At 55.8% G+C, this 24,753-nt stretch carries 24 protein-coding genes; 8 read left to right on the forward strand and 16 right to left on the reverse strand.

Going from position 1 to position 24,753, the window contains the following annotated elements:
- Positions 1–365 precede the first annotated feature (365 nt).
- On the reverse strand, positions 366–926 hold the full coding sequence (gene gmhB / locus ID864_RS04440; protein WP_048915021.1) for a D-glycero-beta-D-manno-heptose 1,7-bisphosphate 7-phosphatase: 561 nt from the start codon (positions 924–926) through the stop codon (positions 366–368).
- 190 nt (positions 927–1,116) lie between these two features.
- Between gmhB and metN the strand changes: the two genes are divergently transcribed.
- The 6 genes from metN to proS all read left to right on the forward strand — a co-directional run bounded on the left by metN (position 1,117) and on the right by proS (position 6,703).
- Positions 1,117–2,148, forward strand: a complete 1,032-nt coding sequence (metN, locus tag ID864_RS04445) for a methionine ABC transporter ATP-binding protein MetN (RefSeq protein ID WP_099755068.1) — start codon at positions 1,117–1,119, stop codon at positions 2,146–2,148.
- The gene (locus ID864_RS04450) at positions 2,141–2,794 is read left to right on the forward strand and encodes a methionine ABC transporter permease MetI (RefSeq protein WP_048915019.1); all 654 of its coding nucleotides are present in this window, start codon (positions 2,141–2,143) and stop codon (positions 2,792–2,794) included. Before metN ends, ID864_RS04450 begins: the two co-directional genes overlap by 8 nt.
- A gap of 36 nt (positions 2,795–2,830) precedes the next feature.
- Entirely contained in the window at positions 2,831–3,646 is an 816-nt protein-coding gene (locus tag ID864_RS04455) for a MetQ/NlpA family lipoprotein (protein WP_048915018.1), read from the forward strand.
- Positions 3,647–3,783: 137 nt separating this feature from the next.
- Positions 3,784–4,188, forward strand: coding sequence for an Rcs stress response system protein RcsF (rcsF, locus tag ID864_RS04460; RefSeq protein ID WP_048915017.1), 405 nt, complete (start codon positions 3,784–3,786; stop codon positions 4,186–4,188).
- Positions 4,185–4,892, forward strand: coding sequence for a tRNA (N6-threonylcarbamoyladenosine(37)-N6)-methyltransferase TrmO (gene tsaA, locus ID864_RS04465; protein WP_048915016.1), 708 nt, complete (start codon positions 4,185–4,187; stop codon positions 4,890–4,892). The genes rcsF and tsaA overlap by 4 nt, the downstream gene beginning before the upstream one ends.
- 92 nt (positions 4,893–4,984) lie before the next feature.
- Entirely contained in the window at positions 4,985–6,703 is a 1,719-nt protein-coding gene (gene proS, locus ID864_RS04470) for a proline--tRNA ligase (protein WP_191149489.1), read from the forward strand.
- A gap of 66 nt (positions 6,704–6,769) precedes the next feature.
- Here proS and ID864_RS04475 read toward each other — a convergent pair whose 3' ends face one another.
- From ID864_RS04475 to ID864_RS04485, 3 genes are all read right to left on the reverse strand, one after another.
- Positions 6,770–8,626: a M48 family metallopeptidase gene (locus ID864_RS04475; protein WP_191149490.1), complete on the reverse strand. Its 1,857-nt coding sequence runs from the start codon at positions 8,624–8,626 to the stop codon at positions 6,770–6,772.
- Between the two features lie 418 nt (positions 8,627–9,044).
- Positions 9,045–9,461, reverse strand: a complete 417-nt coding sequence (gene arfB / locus ID864_RS04480) for an alternative ribosome rescue aminoacyl-tRNA hydrolase ArfB (RefSeq protein WP_048915013.1) — start codon at positions 9,459–9,461, stop codon at positions 9,045–9,047.
- Positions 9,458–10,012: a YaeQ family protein gene (locus ID864_RS04485; RefSeq protein WP_048915012.1), complete on the reverse strand. Its 555-nt coding sequence runs from the start codon at positions 10,010–10,012 to the stop codon at positions 9,458–9,460. The genes arfB and ID864_RS04485 overlap by 4 nt, the downstream gene beginning before the upstream one ends.
- A 132-nt stretch (positions 10,013–10,144) precedes the next feature.
- On the opposite strand from ID864_RS04485, the gene ID864_RS04490 reads away from it, so the two are divergent.
- Together ID864_RS04490 and rof are read left to right on the forward strand one after the other, a co-directional pair.
- Positions 10,145–10,354, forward strand: a complete 210-nt coding sequence (locus ID864_RS04490; protein WP_099754171.1) for a YaeP family protein — start codon at positions 10,145–10,147, stop codon at positions 10,352–10,354.
- Positions 10,332–10,595, forward strand: coding sequence for a Rho-binding antiterminator (gene rof / locus ID864_RS04495; RefSeq protein ID WP_048915011.1), 264 nt, complete (start codon positions 10,332–10,334; stop codon positions 10,593–10,595). Before ID864_RS04490 ends, rof begins: the two co-directional genes overlap by 23 nt.
- 42 nt (positions 10,596–10,637) lie before the next feature.
- Here rof and ID864_RS04500 read toward each other — a convergent pair whose 3' ends face one another.
- The 12 genes from ID864_RS04500 to lpxD form a co-directional block, all read right to left on the reverse strand.
- Positions 10,638–10,952 (reverse strand): c-type cytochrome, encoded by a 315-nt coding sequence (locus ID864_RS04500; RefSeq protein WP_048915010.1) that lies wholly within the window; start codon positions 10,950–10,952, stop codon positions 10,638–10,640.
- Between the two features lie 19 nt (positions 10,953–10,971).
- Positions 10,972–12,273, reverse strand: a complete 1,302-nt coding sequence (gene tilS / locus ID864_RS04505) for a tRNA lysidine(34) synthetase TilS (RefSeq protein WP_191149491.1) — start codon at positions 12,271–12,273, stop codon at positions 10,972–10,974.
- Between the two features lie 249 nt (positions 12,274–12,522).
- Positions 12,523–12,918, reverse strand: coding sequence for a VOC family protein (locus tag ID864_RS04510; protein WP_191149492.1), 396 nt, complete (start codon positions 12,916–12,918; stop codon positions 12,523–12,525).
- Positions 12,919–12,998: 80 nt separating this feature from the next.
- Entirely contained in the window at positions 12,999–15,149 is a 2,151-nt protein-coding gene (locus ID864_RS04515; RefSeq protein ID WP_099754167.1) for a lysine decarboxylase LdcC, read from the reverse strand.
- Positions 15,150–15,219: 70 nt separating this feature from the next.
- On the reverse strand, positions 15,220–15,945 hold the full coding sequence (locus tag ID864_RS04520) for a hypothetical protein (protein WP_222941245.1): 726 nt from the start codon (positions 15,943–15,945) through the stop codon (positions 15,220–15,222).
- A 120-nt stretch (positions 15,946–16,065) separates the two neighbouring features.
- On the reverse strand, positions 16,066–17,025 hold the full coding sequence (gene accA, locus ID864_RS04525; protein ID WP_048915006.1) for an acetyl-CoA carboxylase carboxyl transferase subunit alpha: 960 nt from the start codon (positions 17,023–17,025) through the stop codon (positions 16,066–16,068).
- A 12-nt stretch (positions 17,026–17,037) separates the two neighbouring features.
- A complete protein-coding gene (gene dnaE, locus ID864_RS04530) occupies positions 17,038–20,520 on the reverse strand; it encodes a DNA polymerase III subunit alpha (RefSeq protein ID WP_062818111.1) in 3,483 nt (1,160 codons plus the stop codon).
- A 30-nt stretch (positions 20,521–20,550) separates the two neighbouring features.
- Positions 20,551–21,174 (reverse strand): ribonuclease HII, encoded by a 624-nt coding sequence (gene rnhB / locus ID864_RS04535; RefSeq protein WP_099754172.1) that lies wholly within the window; start codon positions 21,172–21,174, stop codon positions 20,551–20,553.
- Positions 21,171–22,316: a lipid-A-disaccharide synthase gene (gene lpxB / locus ID864_RS04540; protein ID WP_048915004.1), complete on the reverse strand. Its 1,146-nt coding sequence runs from the start codon at positions 22,314–22,316 to the stop codon at positions 21,171–21,173. Before lpxB ends, rnhB begins: the two co-directional genes overlap by 4 nt.
- Positions 22,317–22,319: 3 nt before the next feature.
- On the reverse strand, positions 22,320–23,108 hold the full coding sequence (gene lpxA / locus ID864_RS04545; protein ID WP_048915003.1) for an acyl-ACP--UDP-N-acetylglucosamine O-acyltransferase: 789 nt from the start codon (positions 23,106–23,108) through the stop codon (positions 22,320–22,322).
- Between the two features lie 3 nt (positions 23,109–23,111).
- Positions 23,112–23,567, reverse strand: a complete 456-nt coding sequence (gene fabZ / locus ID864_RS04550; protein ID WP_048915002.1) for a 3-hydroxyacyl-ACP dehydratase FabZ — start codon at positions 23,565–23,567, stop codon at positions 23,112–23,114.
- Positions 23,568–23,727: 160 nt separating this feature from the next.
- Positions 23,728–24,750: a UDP-3-O-(3-hydroxymyristoyl)glucosamine N-acyltransferase gene (gene lpxD, locus ID864_RS04555; protein ID WP_191149493.1), complete on the reverse strand. Its 1,023-nt coding sequence runs from the start codon at positions 24,748–24,750 to the stop codon at positions 23,728–23,730.
- Positions 24,751–24,753 lie beyond the last annotated feature (3 nt).

The following is a 24,753-nucleotide window of genomic DNA, read 5'->3' on the forward strand; positions in this document are numbered from 1 at the left end:
AACGTCATAATGAATTTCATTATGTGTTCACTCGTGAGGCTTGATATTTTTTACGTCCGGAGACGTTGATATCAATCCTGCGAGTGCCCACACAGATTGTCTGATAAATTGTTAAAGAGCGTTGCGAGCAGTGCCGAAGCATCCTGTCGCGAGGTGGCGTATATTACGCTTTCCTCCTTCGGAGTCAACTTCTTTTTGAGAAGTTTTTCCGGCGGTTCAGATACTTCCTGAACCTCCTGAGTCGCTGGCCTGTAAGCCGTTGTGCCGTCTCAGTGGTTGCGCATTATAGACAGGCTCTTCGGGAACGCAAGCAGTAATCTTAACTTTTTTACTGCCTGCTGAAAGTTCACGCGAAACGCTGCTTTTTAGCCCTGTTTGATACGTGCCGGCAGCTCTTTCAGGCTATTTAGCACCCAATCGGCTGCGGCTTCGCCTTCAGCAGTGACGGGCTTACCGCTACGCACTAATACTTTTTTACCCACTCCAGCAGCTTTTGCCGCCAGCATGTCTTCAATCTTGTCGCCAACCATATAAGAAGAAGCCATATCAATGTTCAGCTCCTGCTGAGCAGTGAGCAACATTCCCGGCTCTGGTTTACGGCAGTCACAGGACTGGCGTAACTCTTCTACTATTGCTTCGGGATGATGCGGGCAGAAATAGATACCGTCGAGGTCGACATCGCGGTCGGCCAGTGACCAGTCCATCCATTCGGTCAGCTGCATAAACTGATCTTCACTAAACATGCCACGGGCAATACCGGACTGGTTAGTCACCAGCACCAGCGCAAAGCCCATCCTCTTCAGTTCACGCATGGCATCAATGACGCCATCGATAAACTCGAAGTTATCGATTTCAGAGACATAACCGTGATCGACATTAATAGTGCCGTCTCGATCGAGGAAAATTGCGGGGACCTTGTCAGCCACGTAGTAACTCCTGCTACAAAATTTGCCGTAGAGTATCGCATGATTGCCTGAAAAGAGAGAATGGCAGTTTGAATGACTTCGATTGATTTAGACGTCTGGATGCCTTAACATCCACTCGCAATCCCGGAAGCGCGGGATGGATTGATCATTTACGCCACGGATAATTCCCATCACGATAATAAATAACTCAATGATAAAACTTTCAAATATCACCAAAGTGTTCCAGCAGGGTTCACGGACTATCACAGCGCTGTCGGATGTCAGCCTGCACGTTCCCGCCGGACAAATTTATGGCGTGATCGGCGCATCCGGTGCGGGTAAAAGTACCCTGATCCGCTGCGTTAATCTGCTGGAGCGCCCCACTTCCGGTAGCGTGCTGGTTGATGGTCAGGACCTGACTACCCTTTCAGAAGGGCAGCTCACGCTGGCACGCCGCCAGATTGGTATGATCTTCCAGCACTTCAATCTGCTGAACTCACGCACCGTAGCCGGCAACGTCGCGCTGCCGCTTGAGCTGGGAAATCTGTCCAGAACCGAAATTAAAGCGCGCGTCAGTGAGCTGCTGGAGCTGGTCGGCCTGTCAGACAAGCATGACACCTGGCCAGCCAATCTTTCCGGCGGCCAGAAACAGCGCGTGGCCATTGCTCGTGCGCTGGCCACCAATCCCAAAGTGCTGCTGTGCGATGAAGCCACCAGCGCGCTGGACCCGGCAACCACGCGCTCAATCCTCGAACTGCTGAAAGATATCAACCGTCGTCTGGGCATTACCATCCTGCTGATCACCCATGAAATGGATGTGGTGAAACGCATCTGCGACTGCGTGGCCGTCATCAGCAATGGCGAACTGATTGAGCAGGATACCGTCAGTGAAGTGTTCTCCCATCCGAAGACGCCACTGGCGCAGCAGTTTATTCAGTCAACGTTGCATCTGGACATCCCGGAGGACTACCTCAAGCGCCTGTCGCCAGAAGCGAGTGCGACCACCGTCCCTCTGCTGCGCCTGGAGTTTACCGGTCAGTCTGTCGATGCGCCGCTGCTTTCTGAGTCAGCACGCCGTTTTAACGTTAACAACAATATTATTAGCGCGCAGATGGATTACGCCGGTGGTGTGAAGTTCGGCATCATGCTGGCGGAGATCCACGGTGAGGCAGCCGACACCCAGGCCGCCATCGCTTTCCTGCACGAGCATCATGTAAAGGTAGAGGTATTAGGTTATGTCTGAGGCAATGATGTGGTTACTGGGCCGGGGCATTTGGGAAACGCTGATGATGACCTTTGTCTCTGGCTTTTTCGGCTTCGTGTTGGGCCTGCCAACAGGCGTTCTTCTCTATGTCACTCGCCCGGGTCAGATTGTGGCGAATGCCAAACTCTATCGCGTGCTCTCCGCTGCGGTAAATATCTTCCGCTCGATTCCGTTCATTATCCTGCTGGTCTGGATGATCCCGTTCACGCGCATTATCGTCGGCACCTCCATTGGTTTGCAGGCCGCTATCGTGCCGCTGACCGTTGGCGCTGCCCCCTTTATTGCCCGCATGGTGGAAAATGCGCTGCTTGAGCTGCCAACCGGACTGATCGAAGCTTCCCGCGCAATGGGGGCCACCCCATTACAGATCATCCGCAAGGTTCTGCTGCCGGAAGCACTGCCGGGTCTGGTGAATGCCGCTACTATTACTCTGATTACCCTCGTCGGCTACTCAGCAATGGGTGGCGCCGTCGGCGCAGGCGGTCTGGGTCAGATTGGCTATCAGTATGGCTATATCGGCTATAACGCCACCGTGATGAACACGGTATTAGTCCTGCTGGTTGTTTTGGTGTATTTGATTCAGTTCTGTGGCGATCGCATTGTTCGTGCGGTCACCCACAAGTAAACACAACAGTAATTTCTCTCTATTTAAGGAAGGGATATGTCTTTTAATCTTAAAACGTTTGCCGCAGTAGGCGCTCTGATTGGTACCCTGGCATTAGTTGGATGCGATCAGAAAGAGAAAGATCCAAACCACATCAAGGTTGGTGTGATCGTTGGTTCTGAGCAGCAGGTTGCCGAAGTGGCAGCCAAAGTGGCGAAAGAGAAATACGGTCTGGATGTTGAGCTGGTGACCTTCAATGACTACGTACTGCCGAACGAAGCGCTGAGCAAAGGCGATATTGACGCCAATGCCTTCCAGCATAAACCTTACCTCGATCAGCAGATTAAAGATCGTGGCTACAAGCTGGTTTCCGTGGGTAGCACCTTTGTTTACCCGATCGCGGGTTACTCTAAGAAGATCAAATCTCTGGACGAACTGCAGAACGGCGCACAGGTTGCTATCCCGAATGACCCCACTAACCTCGGCCGTTCCCTGCTGCTGCTACAGAAAGTGGGCCTGATCAAACTGAAAGAGGGTGTTGGCCTGCTGCCAACCTCACTGGATGTGGTTGAGAACCCGAAAAACCTGAAGCTGGTAGAGCTGGAAGCACCGCAGCTACCACGTTCACTGGACGATCAGCAGATCGCACTGGCAGTGATCAATACCACTTACGCCAGCCAGATCAACCTGACTCCAGCGAAAGACGGCATCTTTGTTGAAGACAAAGACTCCCCTTACGTTAACCTGATCGTGGCGCGCGAAGACAACAAAGACGCGGAAAACGTGAAGAAATTCGTGCAGGCTTACCAGTCTGACGAAGTCAACGACGCCGCTAATAAAGTGTTTAACGGTGGCGCAGTAAAAGGCTGGTAACCAGCCGCATGCGGGCAGCGCCAGCTGCCCGCAGCTCAATAGATATTGCCAGATGTGCCTGCCTGATGCTCTCCGCTTGTTATTTCCGTTCCAGCTTGCTTCAATAACGCCACTTTATCGATCATGAGGATTTTCCCATGCGTTTTTTACCGCTCTGTTTGTTAGCGCTGACGCTGACAGGGTGTTCGTTATTCCCTAAGCCCTATGAGCCTGTTAAACCTTTTCCGCAGTCAACGCAGACCGATGCTTCCCAGGCGAAACCTGCAGCGCGCCCTGCCCCGGTAAAACTGTATACCGATGCTGCTGACCTGGTGAGCAAGCCTTTCCGTGACCTGGGTGAAGTGTATGGCGACGATTGCCAGAGCAGCTCACAGGACTCACCGCCGAATCTCGCCACCGCGCGTAAACGTATGCAGATTCGGGCATCCGCTATGAAAGCCAACGCTGTGCTGGTGCATAAATGTGAGATCGTCACCGCTGCGCAGGGCTGCTATCGTCAAGCGATTTGCCAGGGCTCCGCACTGAAAGTCAGCAATCAATGAGTGCATTCTCCTTCTCCCAGATTGGTGTGATCCACTCTCCGTGGAAGGAAAAGTTCGCCGTTCCCCGTCAGCCTGGTTTGATTCAGGATGGCGGTGGAGAACTCCACTTCGCAGCGCCGTATAACCACCCGGAAGCCGTGCGCGGCCTGGAAGCGTTCAGCCATCTGTGGCTGCTTTTTGTCTTCCATCAAACGATGGAAGGCGGCTGGCGCCCAACGGTCAGGCCCCCGCGCCTGGGCGGTAATGCCCGCATGGGCGTGTTTGCCACCCGTTCGACCTTCCGCCCTAACCCCATCGGCATGTCGCTGGTCGAGTTAAAAGGTATTCGCGTTGAGAAGCAGCAGGTGATCCTCGAACTCGGCAGTCTGGACCTGGTCGACGGCACGCCGATCGTCGATATCAAGCCGTACCTCCCCTTCGCTGAGGCGCTGCCCGATGCTCGCGCCGGATTTGCCCAGCAGGCTCCGCAGGCGGACATGCCGGTGAGCTTTACGCCTGAAGCGCAGCAGCAGCTGGCTCTGCATCTGCGCCACTATCCCCACCTTGAGCGTTTTATTCAGCAGGTACTGGCGCAGGACCCACGTCCGGCCTATCGTAAAGGGGAAGAGCCCGATCGCGAATACGCCGCCTGGCTGCTGGAGTTCAACGTGCGCTGGCGCGTTACGCTTAGCGGCACCGAAGTAATTGCCATCGACCCACGTTAATTTCTTCCGGCATCTTTTGAGTCACCTGTCACGCTGGTACACTAGCGTCCACGTTTTTTTTGGCTCTCTGCGTTCATATGGAATCGTAACTCATGCGTACTACTCAATATCTGCTCTCCACACTTAAGGAGACACCTGCCGACGCTGAAGTGATCAGCCACCAGCTGATGCTGCGCGCCGGGATGATCCGTAAACTGGCTTCCGGCCTGTATACCTGGCTGCCGACGGGGTTGCGCGTGCTGAAAAAAGTCGAAAATATCGTGCGCGAAGAGATGAATAACGCCGGTGCGATTGAGATTTCCATGCCGGTGGTGCAGCCCGCGGATTTATGGCAGGAGAGTGGACGCTGGGAGCAGTACGGCCCGGAACTGCTGCGTTTTGTTGATCGTGGCGAGCGTCCGTTTGTTCTCGGCCCAACGCACGAAGAGGTGATCACCGACCTGATCCGCAACGAGCTGAGCTCTTATAAGCAGCTGCCGCTGAACCTGTTCCAGATCCAGACTAAATTCCGTGATGAAGTGCGCCCGCGCTTTGGCGTGATGCGTTCACGTGAATTCATCATGAAGGATGCCTACTCGTTCCACACGACCCAGGAGTCGCTGCAGGAAACCTACGACGCCATGTATCGCGCCTACAGCCAGATCTTCACCCGCATGGGTCTGAATTTCCGTGCGGTGGATGCCGACACCGGTTCGATTGGCGGCAGCGCTTCTCACGAGTTCCAGGTGCTGGCACAGAGCGGTGAGGATGATGTGGTGTTCTCTACCGAGTCAGACTACGCGGCAAATATGGAAAAAGCGGAGGCCGTTGCTCCTGCTGCTGGCCGCGCTGCTGCGACTCAGGAGATGACGCAGTTCGCTACGCCGAACGCCAAAACCATCGCTGAGCTGGTTGAGCAGTATAATCTGCCGATCGAAAAAACCGTGAAAACGCTGATGGTAAAAGCCACCAAAGAGAGCGGCCATACGCTGGTTGCCCTGCTGCTGCGCGGCGACCACGAGCTGAATGAAATCAAAGCTGAGAAGATTGATATCGTTGACGCGCCGCTGACTTTCGCCACGGAAGAAGAGATCCGTGCGCTGGTCAATGCAGGTCCAGGTTCACTCGGCCCGGTCGGTCTGAATATGCCGATCGTTGCGGACCGTACCGTTGCGGCAATGAGCGACTTCAGCGCGGGTGCCAATATTGACGGTCAGCACCTGAAAGGCATCAACTGGGAACGCGACCTGCCATTACCACGCGTGGCCGATCTGCGTAACGTGGTTGAAGGCGATGCCAGCCCGGACGGAAAAGGCACGCTGCTGATCAAACGCGGTATCGAAGTGGGCCATATCTTCCAGCTCGGGACGAAGTATTCCGAAGCGATGAAAGCCTCGGTACAGGGTGAAGATGGCCGTAACCAGATTATGACCATGGGCTGCTACGGTATTGGTATTACCCGCATCGTGGCCGCTGCCATTGAGCAGAATCACGACGAGCGCGGCATCATCTGGTCCCCGGCGCTGGCACCTTTCCAGGTAGCTATCCTGCCAATGAACATGCAGAAGTCGTTCCGCGTCAAAGAGCTGGCGGAAGAGCTGTACAGCACGCTGCGTGCCAAAGGTATTGATGTGATTCTGGATGACCGCAAAGAGCGTCCGGGCGTGATGTTTGCCGATATGGAACTGATCGGCGTGCCGCACACCATCGTCATCGGCGACCGTAATCTCGACAGCGAAGAAGTGGAATACAAATCACGCCGTGAAGGTGAGAAGCGTATGATCAAAACCAATGAAATCGTTGATTTCCTGGTGAGCGAGCTGGCGGTTTAAGATTCCCCCCCGCTGAGCCACACGTTCAGAGATAAAAAAGCCACCGCATGCGGTGGCTTTTTCTTTTTAGCTGAGCGCTGTCAGAGCCTGGTCTTGCTCCTGTAGCGCCCGCATCGTCTGATGGCGCTGCCAGTAGTGACTCAGGGTGTATTTAAACACCTCAATATCCTTCTTCAGGCCAGGCAGACGGATCTCACTGCGTTTTTTACCCGCTGCATTAGGCTGAACGTGTTGCAGGTACAGCACGTCAGTGCCAAAGCGGCGAATCACATTGATATTTTTGATGTTATCCCACGGCAACAACTCGGCGGTCAGTGGCTTTATAATCCCCTGATATGCGATCTCAATCTGGCTACCATCTTTCAGCGTCCAGGCAACCGGCGGGAAATGCTTCAGCACCAGCGCCGTCTCTTCCTCTCCCTCAGGCAAATAACGCCATGCCAGGCTGACTTCATGGGCGGAAGAGAAGTCACGCTCATATTTCTGCCACAGATGTTGCTCAATCTCTGCCGCTACCGGCATCAGGTCAACCCAACTCTCCGTCGGTAATTGCGCCGCGATCGCGGCGTAGCCGGTTTCATCCACCGTATAGCCGACGTTGCGCATACGCTCTGCCAGCGGTGGGTGTGAATCAAACGGGTGCGGCACATTCTGTTCACGCATCATGCCGATAAAATCCGGTGAACTGACGTGCTGTGGCAGGCCCTGAGCAATCGCTTTGCTGATACCCAGTTCATTCTGATGCAGGGTTTTATTATCAAACAGGGTCTGCTCAACTTCGCTGCGATAGCTGGCATAAGCAGAGATTTTAATCAGGGACTCAACAATCGCCGCAGGGGCAATCAGGCTGGCGGCATTACGGTCGGCAACGAATTCACGCTGGCGGCTGTTGCGCTGCCACGCCAGTTCAAACAGCATGCGATAGAGGCAAAGGGGATAATAGACCACCACCGTAGAGATATCTTTTCTCATCAGATGGAGGTACTGATCAAAACGATGGAGCTTCGGCCCCAGTAAGGCACCTGATGCCGTATCGCCTGCATGCAGATGGGTTAACTCATGCACCATGACGCCATCAGCCTGCGCGGTAGTCAACTGGCGCAGCAACGGGATGCTGACATACAGCTTGCGGCCGTCAAGGGCCTCTCCTTCGAGGCTCAAAGGCGCTTCGGTCACATAAAAGTTGGTATCGATACCGGCAATAATATGGTCCGGTGGTGCCGTTCCGACCTGCGAGGCCAGCGTATCAATGCGCGCCCACAGGGCCGGCGCTGCCTCACGCGTCACCACATCGCCTTCAACATCCTCTTCCGGCGGCAGCTTTTTGAAGATGCCCCTGATCATATAGTACATCGCGACCAGCACCAGCAGCCCCATCGCCATCACCAGCTTCGGATAATAGGTTTGGGTAAAGAATGCCGTTCCCCAGAAGGAGAGCCAGACCAGCATTCCCCCCTGAACCAGCACTTCCAGTGCACTCGCCAGCATCAGGAACGGACGTGCCAGCGTCAGGCTTTGCAACTGACCCTGACGACTTTTAAATGCCAGCATGCTGAACAGCACAATCATGCCCAGCATGACGACGCCGCCCACCAGCGTCCAGAAGGCCACTTTATCGATCATCCAGAACTGCCACAGCTCTGATTTCTCCGCACAGACGGCACTCTTATAGTCGAGCAGATCATCCGGCACTGGGCCACACGCGCTGGACGGCGGGTTCTGTTGCAGGAAAGTGGTGAGTTTATTGACGTCCTGGCCCTGACCACGTGCATCATCAATAAAGAGCGCACTGTATTCCTGATCCAGTTGACGCGTGCCATATTCGGCAAACAGCAGCGTAATAGTGGGGATGAGAAAAAGCGTGACTAAAAGCCAGAGGAATACCCGGGTATATCCTTTTTTCAATGCCGTTAATTCGTTCAAGATAATAAACTCGCAATTTGTGTGTTAAAAGAAAAAGCTGCTTATATCAGGCAATAGCGAAAGAGAGATCTCTCTGCAGAATGAAAAATGGCGTGAGATCCTTCTCTGGTCATGCGTCAGCTATATTAAAACTTAGGGGAGTCAACACGACCATAAGACAATATTTTAACAGGTGCAACAAGAGGTTAACGTTGCTTTAGGATTATTTACCTGGCGCAGGAAAACAGTGCCGTTGCAGAACGGGGAATACTCTGCAACGGAGGAGATTAATTTGAGTTAATTACAGATAAGACCTTTTAAATCACCCGGTATTATTGGCGGAATACCGTTCCGGCATTGACAGTAACTTGCGGTTATTCGCCGTCAGATGATTGAGAACAGCAGCTTTCAGCGTCGCTGCGGCAAAAAAATAAACAACTCAGTCGCCGCGCACTTTGCCGCGCAGCGATTTGGTCGAAGCTTTGCGTGCTTTGCCTTCCAGCCGACGTTTTTTGGACGCCATCGTCGGGCGCGTTGCCCGGCGAGTCTTCTCCACCACGGTGAGTTCAACAATCAGATTTTCCAGCCTTTTCAGCGCGGCTTCACGATTCATCTCCTGGCTGCGATACTCCTGGGCCTTAATAATCACCACCCCTTCCGGGGTGATCAGATGGTGGCTAACCGCCAGCATACGCTGCTGATAAAACTCAGGCAGGCTGGAAGAGCGAATATCGAAGCGCAGGTGGATCGCCGTCGAACTCTTATTCACGTTCTGGCCACCGTTGCCCTGCGCTCTGATCGCGGTGATCTCGATTTCGGCATCCGGAATAGTGACGTTACGTGATAAAACAATCATGTGCGCTTTCCGGCATCCAGCCACTGCTCGAACTGAATTTCCAGATGATGACTGTTATCTGACAACCAGATAGTGCCATCCTGAATAGTGGCCTGCAGCGTCATCGAACGCGAGGCCAGCTGCACCAGGGCGCTGAGCTGCTCGTCGCTGATATAGCGAATGGTCAGGTTATCATGCTGGGTCAGCTTATTCTGGTTCTGCTGCCACCACGGCTGAGCGGCGCGACCGTTGTAGGTATACAGCCAGACGTGCTGCGAGCGGCTACAGGCCTTTTTGATTCGGCGCTCTTCCGGCAGGCCGAGATCAACCCAAACATCAATGCCGTTATGGTCGTTCAGCTGCCAGATTTCCGGCTCATCTTCCGCGCTCAGGCCGCGGGTGAAGGTCAGGCGTTCGTTGGCATGAACCAGCCATGCCAGCAGGCGCAGCATCAGCCGCTCTTCCGTTTCCGAAGGGTGACGTGCCAGCGTCAGCGTGTTGTCGATAAACACGTTACGGTCCATGTCGGCGACATTGACGGTAGCTTTATAAATCGTAGCTTTAAGTGCCATGAGGTTCCTTATTTCAATTCGCGCCTATTGTAACCTGATGAGTGAGCAAATCACCCGCTTGCGGGCTGATTTCCGATAAATGGCTGTGCTATAGTCGGATAATCGCCAGAGAAAACTCTGAAGGAGGTGCATGTGCCAAAGTATTGTGAGTTAGTTCGCCAAAAATATGCCGAGATAGGCAGTGGCGATCTGGGATACGTGCCGGACGCATTAGCGTGCGTGTTGAAAGCACTTGATGAGGTAGCGGGTAATCCTGAGCTACACTCTTCCATCAGGGAACAGGCAGCCTTTGCTGCCGCAAACTTATTGGTGAGCGACTATGTTGACGAACGAAGCGTATAAACCGATCAACTGTGATGACTACGACAATCTGGAACTCGCCTGCCAGAACAGCTGGCCCCTGTCGCTGACGCTGAAAAATGGCGAACAGCTGACGGCCAAAGCTAAAGATATGGTGTCGCGCAAAAACGTTGAATACCTCAGCATTGAGATCAATGGCGAGGAGCGCCAGCTGCGCCTCGACCATATCGACACCTTTAGCCACCCTGACCTGGGTACTGTAAAGGTCAGCGAGTCCGATTAAGCCCCGTTTTAGCCTGGCGGATCGACGATCCGCCTCTTCATCCTAAGGTTTCAACCCCGCGTAATACGCCGCCAGATCGGCTATATCCTTATCGCTTAGCCCGGCAACGAAGGCCTTCATGACTTCCGCCTGCCCGCCGCTGCGCGCACCGCTTTTGTACGCCTGTAAAGCCTGTTCAAGATACGCCTCATGCTGCCCGGCAAGGTTGGGATAGACTGGCGCAGCCGCTTTGCCGTCGGCGCCGTGGCACGCCATGCAGCGGGCTGATTTCTCCTGCCCGGCGCTGCTGTTGCCCGCGCCGAGCGCAGGCAGGCTGCACGCCAGCAGCATCAGCGCCAAAAGTCGGGTACTCATCATTGATCTCCAGTCAGTTATTTTAGCGGCACCAGTGCAGATGCCAGCAGGCTTCATTTTCCAGCGGCGCGCCCTCGCGGGTGACAAACACGCCAATGGCGGCAATCAAACGATCGCCATAAAAAAGTAACGGGGTGCGCTCACGCAGCCAGGGCGCAACGGCCAGCTCCTGCCACAGCTTTTTCAGCGGGCGGCTGCCTGCACGCCCCTGGATGTGAAAAGCCCCCTGCGCCTGAAAACGGATAGTGACCGCTTCAGCGGGCTGCGGCGCACGCAGCGCAATGCCATGCGCCCCCAGCTGCAGCTGGCCCAGCCCGTCGGGCAGCGCTAATGGCTGCCACGGTGCCGGCCAGTTCAGGCGGATCTCACGCAGCGGCGGGTAAAGCGGTAGCCAGTAGAGGCGATCGCGGAAGCGGCGGATTTGATGGCTGCCCAACCGCAGGCGCGGCTCTGCATCCTCACGGCTGCATGCCACTTCCTGCCAGAGCCGCTGTAATGCCTCGCGCGACGGCATGCTGGCATGATGAGTGGCGATCCAGCGCCGCAGCAGCGCTGCCCGCCGTGCATCGCTGATCTCCAGCAGCGGCGCAATCGACAATGCCCCCTGCTCGTCCATCAGCAGGGCCAGCGATTCGGCCAGCAGCTCGTCAAGCAGCTGCTCCTGCTCGCCGCACAGCGCGGCGCTGCGTGCCACGGCGCTGGCAAAATGCGGCCAGCGGTCATTGAGTAACGGCAGCACCTTTAAACGCAGAAAGTTGCGGTCATAGCGCGGGTCCTGATTGCTGTCATCCTCAATCCATGACAGCTGGTGATGCTGCGCCCACGCTTCCAGCTGGCTGCGGCTTACTGCCAGCAGCGGCCGCAGATGGCGATGTTGCCCCAACCAGTGCTGCTGGGGCATCGCGGCCAGACCCGCCGGGCCGCTACCGCGCTTCAGGGCCAGCAGCACCGTTTCACTTTGGTCATCAAGGTGCTGGGCGGTCAGCAGCGCCTCGTCCGGCAGCAGCAGCTGGCTGAACGCGTCGTAGCGCGCGGTGCGGGCCGCGGCTTCGATCCCGCCTGCGCGCGCATCAATCTGCACTCTCACCACCTCAAGCGGCACCTGCCACTGCGCGCACTGCTGCTCACAGTGTGCCACCCAGCTATCCGCCAGCGGATTCAGCCCGTGATGGATATGAACCGCCCGCAGCTGCAGCTCCGGCCGCTGGTTTCTCAGCAGCACCAGCTGATGCAGCAGCACGCTGGAATCCAACCCACCGCTGTAGGCCAGCAGCACAGCAGGCTGTGACGCAAGTGCGCGTTCAAGATGGGCGATGGCAGACATGGGCGTTCCTGCAATAATGAAAAGGCTTAAATTACCGAATAATTGGCGCCCCTCGGGGGCCGACTTTGGCTGCAGCAAGGCAGCAAGTCAATGACAAATCGGTCAGGAACGGATTTGAACAGCACGGGTGCTGCCCGCAGGGTCAGCCCCAGGGAAGAGGCTTATTCATCTCCGGGAGCTTACGCCAGTGAGTGACCGGGTTGAATGCACGCAGCTAACGCAGCTGCGGCTTCAAGAATGACGGCTATTTTAAGCCTGGTAGAGCTCCAGCGGCAACCCATCCGGATCGTTAAAAAAGGTAAAACGCTTATCGGTCAGTGGGTCGACGCGGATCTCCTCACAGCGCACGCCGTGAGTTTCCAGATACTGCTTTGCGGCGTCAATATCATCGACGCTGAAGGCCAGATGGCGCAGACCACAGGCTTCCGGCTGCGTCGGGCGCGCGGGCGGCTGCGGGAAGGAGAACAGCTCAATCGTATAGTCACCGTTCAGCGCCAGATCCCCTTTCCACGAATCACGCGCCTCACGGTAGACTTCTTCCATCAGGGTAAAACCGAGGATATTGCAGTAAAAATCGCGGCTGGCCGGATAATCCCGCGCAATAATCGCGATGTGGTGCACTTTTTTTAACTGTAAACCTGACATACCTGCTCCTGTTAAACACTTCTCCGTCACGTTATCCGGCCCCCTTCGATAGCGCAATGGCATGATTCTGGAAAGCGATATCAGATAATGGCGTCCGCTTTCAGCACACGCACCAGATACTGCCCCTCGTCGGTCAGCGTCGCGCCGTGAATATCGGTTTCAAAGCCCGGATAGTGCTGCCCAATGGTACAGAGCATCAGCAGGAAATCGAGCACCGCCCGGCTCTGTTCGGTAATCACCTCCCCTGGCATTACCACAGGCACGCCCGGCGGGTAAGGCAGGATCATATTGGCCGAGATGCGCCCGACCATTTCGCTCAGCGGCACGGTCTCAACATTGCCCTTCACCTGCTGCTGGAAAGCCTGATGCGGCGTCAGCTTCATCTCCGGCAGCGTGGCAAAGGCCTGCAGCATCAGGCGCGGCAGATCGTGCTGGCGGATCAGGCTATGGATCCCCTGCGCCAGATCCTGAATGCGCGTATGACGGTAGAAGTCCGGATCCTCAGCATACAGATCCGGCAGCATATTCTTCACCCGCAGGTTGAGATCGTACGCGCGTTTGAACTCGGTCAGCCCGCGCAGTACGCTCATTGCCTTGGTTTTATCAATGCCGATGCTGAACAGGAACAGCAGATTGTACGGCCCGGTTTTCTCCACCACCACGCCGCGCTCATCGAGGAACTTCGCCACCAGCGCCGCCGGGATCCCCTGTTCCGCCATCTCGCCCAGCTCGCTCATACCCGGCGTCAGGATCGTCACCTTGATCGGGTCGAGGTACATATGGTCGGCATCAGCATCGCGGAAGCCGTGCCACTCCTCTTCACCGGGCTGAATAGGCCAGCATTCCGGTTCATCAACCCCTTCCGGCTGCCAGATATCAAAGAACCAGCCGTCCGACTCTTCACGCAGGCGCTGTACTTCGCGGCGGAAATGCAGCGCCCGCTCCACGGAACGGTTAATCAGGCGCTTGCCGGGATTGCCGCGCAGCATCGCGGCGGCAGTCTCTATCGAGGCGACAATCGCATAGTTTGGCGAGGTGGTGGTGTGCATCATGTAGGCTTCATTAAAGGTCTGTTCGTCGTACTCGCCTTTAATGTGGATCAGCGAAGCCTGCGAGAACGCCGCCAGCAGCTTATGCGTCGACTGCGTTTCGTAGATCACCTTGCCCGGCGTGCGCTCGCCGCTCATGCCGCTCAGCCCCTGATAGATCGGGTGGAAGTTGGTGTACGGCACCCACGCAGAATCGAAGTGGATCGACGGCACGTCCAGCGTCTCTTTAATGTACTGCGTGCTGTACAGCAGCCCGTCATAGGTGGAGTTAGTGATTACCGCATGCACCGGCCAGCTGGCGCGCGGCGTTTGCGCCACTTTCAGCGCGATACTCTCTTTGGTGAATTCGCGTTTGGGGATGCCGCCGAGGATGCCGAGCGCGTTACGCGTCGGTTTTAGCCAGATAGGAATAATGTCGCTCATCATTAGCAGATGAGTCAGTGATTTGTGGCAGTTGCGATCCACCAGCATCGTGCTGCCCGCCGGAGCAGCGTACATGCCGACGATTTTGTTCGACGTTGAGGTACCATTTGTCACCATATAGCTCTGCTCCGCGCCGAAGGTACGGGCAACATACTCCTCAGCCTCAAGATGCGGGCCGGTATGATCGAGCAGCGAACCCAGCTCGGTGACGGAAATAGAGATATCTGCTTTCAGCGTGTTCGCGCCAAAAAAGTCATAAAACAGGCTACCAACCGGGCTTTTCTGGAAGGCCGTTCCCGCCATATGCCCCGGGGTACAGAAGGTGTACTTGCCCTCTTTGACATAGGTAAATAGCGCTTTGGTCAGCGGTGGCGTAATGGTATCGATATATTCATCGGTATAGAGGCGGATACGCTGCGAGATCTCTTCGGCGGCGCTCAGCGCATACTCGAAGAACCACAGGGTCATGCGCATTTCGTTAATGCTGACGTCCATCGTCGAATGAGTATTGATAAAGGCATACAGCGGCAGGTATTCATTTAGCTGGTTGATTTCGCTGCACAGTTCGAGGCTGTGCTCGTCCCAGTCGAACACCACGCCGCAGATACGCGGATTATGCTCAATCAGTTTTAGCAGGTCGCTGGCATCGTGCGGATAGATGGTCTGAAAGCCCTGGAGTTTTAATGCGGCGTCAAGCTCTCGGATGGGTTCATCTTTATAAAAGGCGTTTTGCGGTCCCACGATCGCGATAATATTCAATGCTTATCTCCTGCTGTAGGGACGAGGCACGCCTCGTCCGATACATAATCAAAACATAAGCATAGCGGATTTAGCCCTGCGGGTAAGCCTTCGCAATGTTTGCCTGCGCACTCATCGCCAGCTGGGCGGCGACATCCTGCAGCACATAGAGGTCGCGGCGACGCGTCCAGCTCTGGTCAGAGTGCACATCGTACCAGGCTGGCAGGCCAATGCCCCTCGGAGCAAACCCCTTCACCTTGCGCCCGGCACAGGTGAGAATGCAGCGCTTAACGTGGTCGCGATGACCGATCACTGCGGCCTTGCCCATCGAAGCCGGATCGTTGTGGTAATACTTCTCGACGATCTCCTGCACCACGCCGTCAGTGCTCAGGTACACCAGCTTGCCTGTGTCATCCCAGTAGGGTTCGATCGAGATAATATCTTTACGCGGGATGTACGAAAACTCCGGCTCATACAGGCAGCGGGCAATTTCCCACTGCACAAACATCGGCAGGTGTTTTTTATGCCAGACGGCAGCACAGCAGCGCGCCAGCTCTCTATTCATCGGCCCCGGCAGCGCCAGCTTGTCAGGATCATGCTCGGCGTTTGGACGGTTACCAAAGGCAAAAGCAATCAACAGGCTGGCCTCATGAATAAAGCCTGAAGGCGGGGTCATATTAAAACCGGCATCGGTGATAAACGGCGCCAGAATCTCTGCGGTACGGCGATCGCACAGCTGCTCGCTAAGCTTATGGATGGCCTCGTGTTCAAAGTTAGCGCACTGAGAGGCACAATGGGTGAGAGGTTGATTTTCCATCTTATGTTTCTTCCTGTGGTTGAGAGGAAACCTAAGACTAAAGTAAGGAGGGGCAGGCAACCACGCGCCAGGAGATGGCACAACGTAAAGCAGGGGCGCGGTGTGCCGCGCCCCACAGAATCAAGCGTAACCGTAGCTCATCAGACGCTGGTAACGACGGTCCAGCAGTTCGGCTTTGGTCAACTTATCCAGCTCGGCCAGGTCGGACAGCAGCTGAGCCTTCATCGTTGCGCCAATCGCCAGCGGGTCGCGATGCGCGCCACCTAATGGTTCAGGCAGCACGGTGTCGATCAGCTTCAGCTCTTTCAGGCGCGGGGCGATAATGCCCATCGCTTCCGCCGCCAGCGGTGCTTTATCTGCGCTTTTCCACAGAATAGAGGCACAGCCTTCCGGCGAGATCACCGAGTAGGTGCTGTACTGCAGCATGTTGACTTTGTCACCCACGCCGATAGCCAGTGCACCACCGGAGCCGCCTTCACCGATAACGGTACAGATCACCGGAACCGTCAGGCCAGACATCTCACGCAGGTTACGGGCGATGGCTTCAGACTGACCGCGCTCTTCTGCACCGACGCCAGGGTAAGCACCCGGGGTGTCGATAAAGGTGATGATCGGCATGTTAAAACGCTCGGCCATCTCCATCAGACGCAGCGCTTTACGGTAGCCTTCTGGCGCTGGCATACCGAAGTTACGACGGATCTTCTCTTTGGTTTCACGCCCTTTCTGATGACCAATGATCATCACCGGACGGCCTTCCAGACGCGCAATACCTCCGACGATAGCTTTATCATCAGCGTAGGCACGGTCGCCCGCCAGTTCGTCAAAGTCGGTAAACACATTGCGGACATAGTCCAGCGTATACGGGCGCAGCGGATGACGCGCGAGCTGCGCGATCTGCCAGGCACCTAAATCGGAGAAGATTTTACGTGTCAGCTCCACGCTTTTATCGCGCAGACGCTGAACTTCTTCATCCAGATTAATATCCAGTTTTTCATCGTGACGGCCAACCGACTTAAGCGAATCGATCTTCGCTTCAAGTTCTGCGATTGGCTGTTCGAAATCCAGGTAATTAAGACTCATAATAATCCTGTTTTAGTCAAACTCCAGTTCCACCTGCTCCGATCCTATCAACGACCGAAGATCGTTCAGCAAACGATCGCTCGGCGACACGCGCCAGGTTGCACCGAAGCGCAACTTCGCCCGCGCATCCTCTCTCTGATAGTAGAGATGTACCGGAATTGTCCCCGAACGATGGGGTTCCAGGGATTGACGGAGACGGTTCAAAAGCTGGTCATCAATTTGCCTGTCCGTCAGCGAGATAGCAAGCCCGCGCGCATATTTTTCGCGTGCTTCATCAATGTCCATCATATCGCGGGCCATCATTTTAAGCCCGCCGTTGAAGTCATCGAAGCTGACCTGCCCGCTAACGATCAGGATACGGTCCTTCTCCAGCATATGCTGGAACTTATCTAACGCATCTGTAAATAACATCACTTCCAGACGACCGGAACGGTCATCCAGCGTGCAGATGCCAATACGGTTGCCGCGCTTTGTCACCATTACGCGGGCCGCCACCACCAGACCGGCTGCGGTGGTCATTTTACCACGCTCGGTCGGGTGCATGTCTTTCAGGCGCTGTCCACCGACATAGCGCTCAATCTCTTTCAGATACTGGTTGATGGGGTGGCCGGTCAGGTAAAGCCCTAACGTCTCACGCTCCCCATCCAGCTGAATCTGTTCCGGCCACGGCGTGACGTCGGAATAGGATTTCTCGACCTGCTCTGGCGCTTCGGCCAGCACACCGAACATATCGGCCTGGCCAATCGCTTCCGCTTTCGCGTGCTGATCGGCGGCTTTCAGCGCATCGGGCAGCGCACTCATCAGCGCCGCACGGTGCGGGCCTAAGCGGTCAAACGCCCCGGACATAATCAGCTTTTCCAGCACCCGCTTATTCAGCTTTTTGGTGTCGGTACGCGCACAAAGGTCAAACAGCTCGCGGAAATAACCGCCTTCGTTACGCGCTTCGATTATTGCCTCGATCGGGCCTTCACCGACGCCTTTAATTGCGCCGATGCCGTAAACAATTTCGCCGTTCTCGTTGACGTGGAACTGATACTGCCCGGAGTTAATATCCGGCGGCAGCACCTTCAGCCCCATGCGCCAGCACTCATCCACCAGCCCGACCACCTTCTCGGTGTTGTCCATATCGGCGGTCATTACCGCTGCCATAAACTCGGCCGGGTAGTGCGCTTTCAGCCACAGCGTCTGATAAGAGACCAGCGCATAGGCGGCAGAGTGCGATTTGTTAAAACCATAACCGGCGAATTTCTCCACCAGGTCGAAAATCTTGATCGCCAGCTCACCGTCGATGCCGCGCGCTTTCGCGCCGTCTTCAAAGCCGCCACGCTGCTTAGCCATCTCGACCGGGTTCTTTTTACCCATCGCACGGCGCAGCATGTCCGCACCGCCCAGGCTGTAACCCGCCAGCACCTGAGCAATCTGCATCACCTGTTCCTGATACAGGATAATGCCGTAGGTCGGCTCCAGCACCGGTTTCAGCGACTCGTGCTGCCACTGAATGTCCGGGTAGGAGATCTCTTCACGCCCGTGCTTACGGTCAATAAAGTTATCTACCATGCCCGATTGCAGCGGACCGGGGCGGAACAGGGCGACCAGGGCGATCATATCCTCGAAGCAGTCGGGCTTCAGGCGTTTGATCAGATCTTTCATGCCGCGTGATTCGAGCTGGAACACCGCTGTGGTTTCCGAGCGTTGCAGCATATCGAAACTTTTTTTATCTTCAAGCGGAATCGCCGCGATATCGATCGGCGGCTCGCCCTCTTTTTCACGCCTGGCGTTAATCATCGCCAGCGCCCAGTCAATGATGGTCAGCGTTCGCAGCCCCAGGAAGTCGAACTTCACCAGCCCGGCATATTCCACATCATTTTTATCAAACTGGGTAACCGGATGATTACCGTTTTCGTCACAGTAAAGCGGGGCAAAATCGGTAATTTTAGTCGGCGCGATCACCACGCCGCCGGCGTGTTTACCGGCGTTACGCGTCACGCCTTCCAGCTTGCGCGCCATGTCGATCAGCGCCTTAACCTCTTCATCTGCCTCATAAATTTCCGGCAGCTGTGGTTCAGCAGCAAAGGCTTTTTCCAGCGTCATGCCCGGGTCAGGCGGCACCAGTTTCGAAATGCGGTCGACGAATCCGTACGGGTGCCCCAGCACGCGCCCTACGTCGCGGATGACCGCTTTCGCCGCCATGGTCCCGAAGGTAATAATCTGCGATACCGCCTGGCGACCGTACATATCGGCCACGTGCTCAATCACCAGATCGCGCTTCTCCATGCAGAAGTCGACGTCAAAGTCGGGCATCGAAACACGTTCCGGGTTGAGGAAACGTTCGAACAGCAGGTCAAACTCCAGCGGGTCGAGGTCGGTAATTTTCAGTGCGTAGGCCACCAGAGAACCGGCACCGGAACCACGTCCCGGCCCCACGGGCACGTCGTTATCCTTCGACCACTGGATGAATTCCATCACGATCAGGAAGTAGCCCGGGAAGCCCATCTGGTTGATCACGTTAAGCTCAATTTCCAGACGTTCATCATATTCTGGCCGCTTTTCGCGGCGTACCTGCTCGTCCGGGAACAGGAACGCGAGGCGCTCTTCCAGCCCCTCGCGCGATTTCATCACGAGGAAATCTTCGGTGCTCATTTCCCCGGTCGGGAACTGCGGCAGGAAGTATTCGCCAAGGCGAATGGTGACATTGCAGCGGCGGGCTATCTCAACGCTGTTTTCCAGCGCTTCAGGGATGTCCGAGAACAGCTCGCACATCTCCTCTTCCGTGCGCATATACTGCTGCGGGCTGTAGCTGCGCGGGCGTTTCGGGTCGTCAAGAGTGAAACCATCATGAATGGCAACGCGTATTTCATGCGCGTCAAAGTCTGACTCCTGCAGGAAGCAGACCTCGTTGGTGGCCACCACCGGGATGCCGTTGGCAATCGCCAGCTCCACCGCGGCGTGCAGATAGGTCTCTTCGTCCTGACGACCGGTACGGATCAGCTCAAGGTAGTAGCGATCGGCAAAATGTTGCTGATAAAACGCCAGACAGTCGGCAACCAGCGCCGTGTTGCCGCGCAACAGCATTTTGCCAACATCGCCACGACGCCCGCCGGACAACAGAATAATCCCCTGCTGATGTTCAACCAGCCAGTCGCGATCGATCGTTGGGCCTGCCGGACCATAGCCGCGCTGGTAGGCGCGCGAGATCAGCAGCGTCAGGTTTTGGTAGCCTTCGTTATCCGCTGCCAGCACGGTGATATGCGACAGCTCGTCACCCATCGCTTCACTGGCAACATTAAAATCAGCGCCGATAATCGGCTTCATGCCCTGGCCGTGAGCGGTGCCGTAAAACTTCACCAGGCCGCACAGGTTGGTGAAGTCGGTAATCGCAATCGCCGGCATTCCCAGTTTCGCTGCGTTTTTCACCAACGGGCCCGTTTTGGCTAGCCCATCGATCATGGAGTAGTCGCTGTGAACGCGTAAATGAATAAAACGAGGTTCGGCCATCTGGGATTCCGTTAAAACTAGGGATGAAAATTACAGCGTGCGGACTACCGACGCGCTGACTTCGGCATCCAGCAGCGCATTGCGCACCGGGGCAAAACTGCGGCGATGCTGCGGAGTCACGCCATGCTGCGTCAGTTTTTCCATATGCAGAGCGGTTGGATAACCTTTGTGCTGAGCGAAGCCATATTCAGGATACAGCAGATCGAGCTGTGCCATCTCACGGTCGCGCGTCACTTTTGCAATAATCGAGGCGGCGCTGATTTCGCGCACCAGACTGTCGCCCTTCACCACGGCCTGGCTCGGCATCGGCAGCGGTGGGCAGCGATTGCCGTCAATCAGCACAAAGTCCGGCGTCAGGTGCAGCCCGGCAACCGCACGCTGCATTGCCAGCATGGTGGCGTGCAGGATATTGAGCTGGTCAATCTCTTCCGGCTCGGCACGGCCCAGACTCCAGCTTAACGCTTTCTCGACGATCTCATCAAACAGCGCCAGACGGCGTTTTTCCGACAGCTTTTTCGAATCGGCGAGCCCGATAATCGGACGAGCCGGATCGAGGATCACCGCGGCGGTGACCACGGCGCCCACCAGCGGACCACGCCCTACCTCATCAACGCCGGCAATCAGCGCAGCATTAGGGTAAATAAATTCACTCACGGGCATAACTCCAGTACGGCGGCGGCTGCCTGTTCGTCGGCATTCCAGCGGATCTGGTGGTGCAGCTCGGCAAAGGTTGCCAGCAGCCGATCGCGCGTTTCACCGGCAGCCAGCAATGGCTCTAACGCAGCGGCCAGCTGCTCAGGCTGGCACTCATCCTGCAGCAGCTCTTTCACCAGTTCGCGCCCGGCCAGCAGGTTCGGCAACGAGACATAATCGGTTTTCACCAGACGTTTCGCCAGCCAGAAGGTAAACGGCTTCATGCGGTACCCCACCACCATCGGGCATTTTGCCAGCATGCACTCCAGCGCGGCAGTGCCGGAAGCCAGCAGTGCGGCATCGCTGGCCACCATTGCGGCGCGGCCTTTGCCGTCCAGCAGGTGCATGGGCAGATCGGGGGCAACTTCGGCTTTAATCGCTTCAAACTGCTCGCGCCGCTTAGGGTTCACCAGCGGCACGACGATCTCCAGCTGCGGATATTTCGCCCGCAGCAGCATCGCCGTCCGCAGGAAGTCAGCGCTGAGCATTTCAACTTCTGCCCCGCGACTGCCCGGCAGCAGAGCCAGGCATACTGCATCTGACGCAATCCCCAGCTCGCGGCGTGCCGCCTGTTTATCCGGTTCAATCGGCATCGCATCAGCCATGGTATGGCCGATAAAACGACAGGGAACGTTGAAGCGATCGTAGAAGGCTTTTTCAAACGGCAGGAACGCCAGCACCAGATCGGTGGAGCGGCCAATTTTGAACACGCGCTTCTGGCGCCACGCCCAGACCGAAGGGCTGACGTAATGAATGGTACGAATACCCTGCTGTTTCAGCTTCCCTTCGAGAGTGATATTGAAATCAGGGGCATCAATGCCGACGAAAACATCCGGCTTCAGGGCGGTAAAGCGGCGGGTCAGGTCGCGGCGGATGTGCAGCAGGCGACGCAGACGGCCCAGCACCTCAACGATGCCCATAACCGCCAGCTCTTCCATCTCATACCAGGCTTCACACCCTTCGGCCTGCATCAGCGGGCCGGCAACGCCGACAAAACGTGCGTCAGGATGCTTCTCTTTCAGCGCGCGGATAAGACCGGCACCAAGAATATCGCCGGAGGTTTCTCCGGCGACAAGGGCAATCGTTAAGGGATGCTTTGGCATGAGTTAACGAATCAGACCCCTTGTGGAGCGGGCAAAAAAGTCATAAAACGGCTGAACTTCCGGATGCGCTTTGGCGATTTCAGCAATCTCCGGCTTCACTTCATCCAGCGTCTTGCCGCTGCGGTACAGCAGCTTATATGCTGCAGTAATCGCATGCAGTGCCTCTTTGCTGAAGCCACGGCGCTTCAGGCCCACCAGGTTAACGCCGAACGGCGTGGCATGGTTGCCCTGAGCAATGACGTAAGGAGGAACATCCTGCGCCACACCGGAGCAGCCGCCGACCATCACGTGCGCGCCGATAACGCAGAATTGATGCACCGCCGTCATACCACCAATGATGGCATGATCGTCCACTGAAACATGGCCCGCCAGCGTCGCGTTGTTGGCCAGAATACAGTGATTACCCACCACGCAGTCGTGCGCCACGTGCGCATTCACCATCAGCAGATTGTCGTTGCCGACTTTCGTCAGCCCTTCAGCCTGTGAGGTGCCACGATGAATGGTCACGCTTTCACGAATGCGGTTACGGTCGCCAATCTCAACCCGGGTAGGTTCACCCGCGTATTTCAGATCCTGATTAGCTTCACCGATCGAAGCAAACTGGTAGATGGTGTTGTCTTTACCTATTGAGGTGTGACCATTGACCACTACATGAGATTTCAGAACGGTGCCTTCACCGATCGAGACGTTCGCACCCACGGTACAAAACGGACCAATCTGGACACCCGCACCAATAATGGCGCCTTCTTCTACGATCGAGCTGGGATGAATTACGGCGGTGCTATCAATCACGAATTAAGCCTCCCGGCTGCGGGCACACATCATCGTTGCTTCGCAGACAATTTTTCCGTCAACGGTGGCCACGCCTTTAAAGCGGGTTACACCACGGCGGGTTTTCTCGAAGGTGACTTCCATGATCATCTGGTCGCCAGGTACCACCGGGCGCTTGAAGCGCGCTTCGTCGATACCGGCAAAGTAATAAAGTTCGCCCGGTTCCAGTTTTCCAACGCTTTTAAACGCCAGAATACCCGTTGCCTGTGCCATTGCTTCCAGAATCAGCACGCCCGGGAAAATCGGTTTACCAGGGAAATGGCCCTGGAAAAACGGTTCGTTAACCGAGACGTTCTTTACTGCACGCAGAAACTTGTTTTCTTCGAAATCAAGTACGCGGTCGACCAGCAAGAACGGGTAACGGTGCGGTAAAAGTTCAATAATCTCTTCAATCTGCAGAGTATGAGTTTCAGTAGTCAAAATACTCTTCCTGTCCTAAAAATTCTGATGGCATCAATAACACGGCCTGCAACAATCTGTCGATCGTCTGCAGGCCGCAAATCATGTTCTGTACGCTTAGCTTTAGCTTTCCCTGCTAGCATATTGTATTTATGAAAGCCGGGCAGCGTGGTGCGATCGCTTAGTCTTTACTGACTTTACGCTCGATGGCTTTTAAGCGTTTGCTTATTTCATCGATGCTCAGCACCAGAGCTGCAGTTTTGCGCCAGGTTTTGTTGGGCTGTAACGGAATGCCGGAGGAGTATACTCCAGGTTCAGTGATAGGTCGCATCACCATTCCCATCCCTGTGACGGTAACTTTGTCACAAATTTCCATGTGGCCATTAATCACGCTGGCCCCACCAATCATGCAGTAGCGGCCAATTTTAAGACTGCCCGCCATGATGACGCCACCCGCAACCGCGGTATTGTCACCAATCACGACGTTGTGTGCAATCTGGCATTGGTTATCTATGATAACACCATTCCCGATTTGGGTGTTATCCAGCGCACCGCGATCGATGGTCGTGCAGGCGCCAATCTCAACGCGGTCACCAATGATGACGGTGCCAAGCTGCGGGATCTTCACCCAATTGCCACGATCGTTAGCGTAACCGAAGCCATCAGCGCCGATCACTGTGCCTGACTGGATCAGACAGTCGCGACCAATCTGCACTTCATGATAGACAGAGACGTTGGCCCACAGGCGGCTGCCTGCGCCAATCTGCGTCTTTTTACCGATGAAGCAGCCCGGGCCAATAACCACGTTATCAGCAAGTACTACATCAGATTCGATCACCGCGTTAGCGCCAATCGAGACGTTACTCCCCAATTTTGCGCTCGCATCAATCACGGCACTTGGGGCAATGTTTTGGGCTGGCTGCGGCGTGGTGTCCAGCAGTTGCGCCATACGGGCGTAGGTCAGATACGGGTTTTTAACCACCAGCGCTGCGCCAGGGAAAAATTCACGGTCCGCTTCAGAGAGCACCACAGCGGAAGCCTGACAGGCTGCGAGCTGCTCACGGTAACGGCTGTTTGAGAGAAACGTGATCTGACCGGTTTGGGCGGATTGCATAGAAGCAATGCCGGAGATGGCGATATCGCCATCTCCGTGCAATTCTGCATCCAACTGCTGGGCTAAATCAGCCAGTCGAATTGAAGGCATGGC

The sequence above is a fragment of the Erwinia aphidicola genome (assembly GCF_014773485.1).
Taxonomy (GTDB): Bacteria; Pseudomonadota; Gammaproteobacteria; order Enterobacterales; family Enterobacteriaceae; genus Erwinia; species Erwinia aphidicola.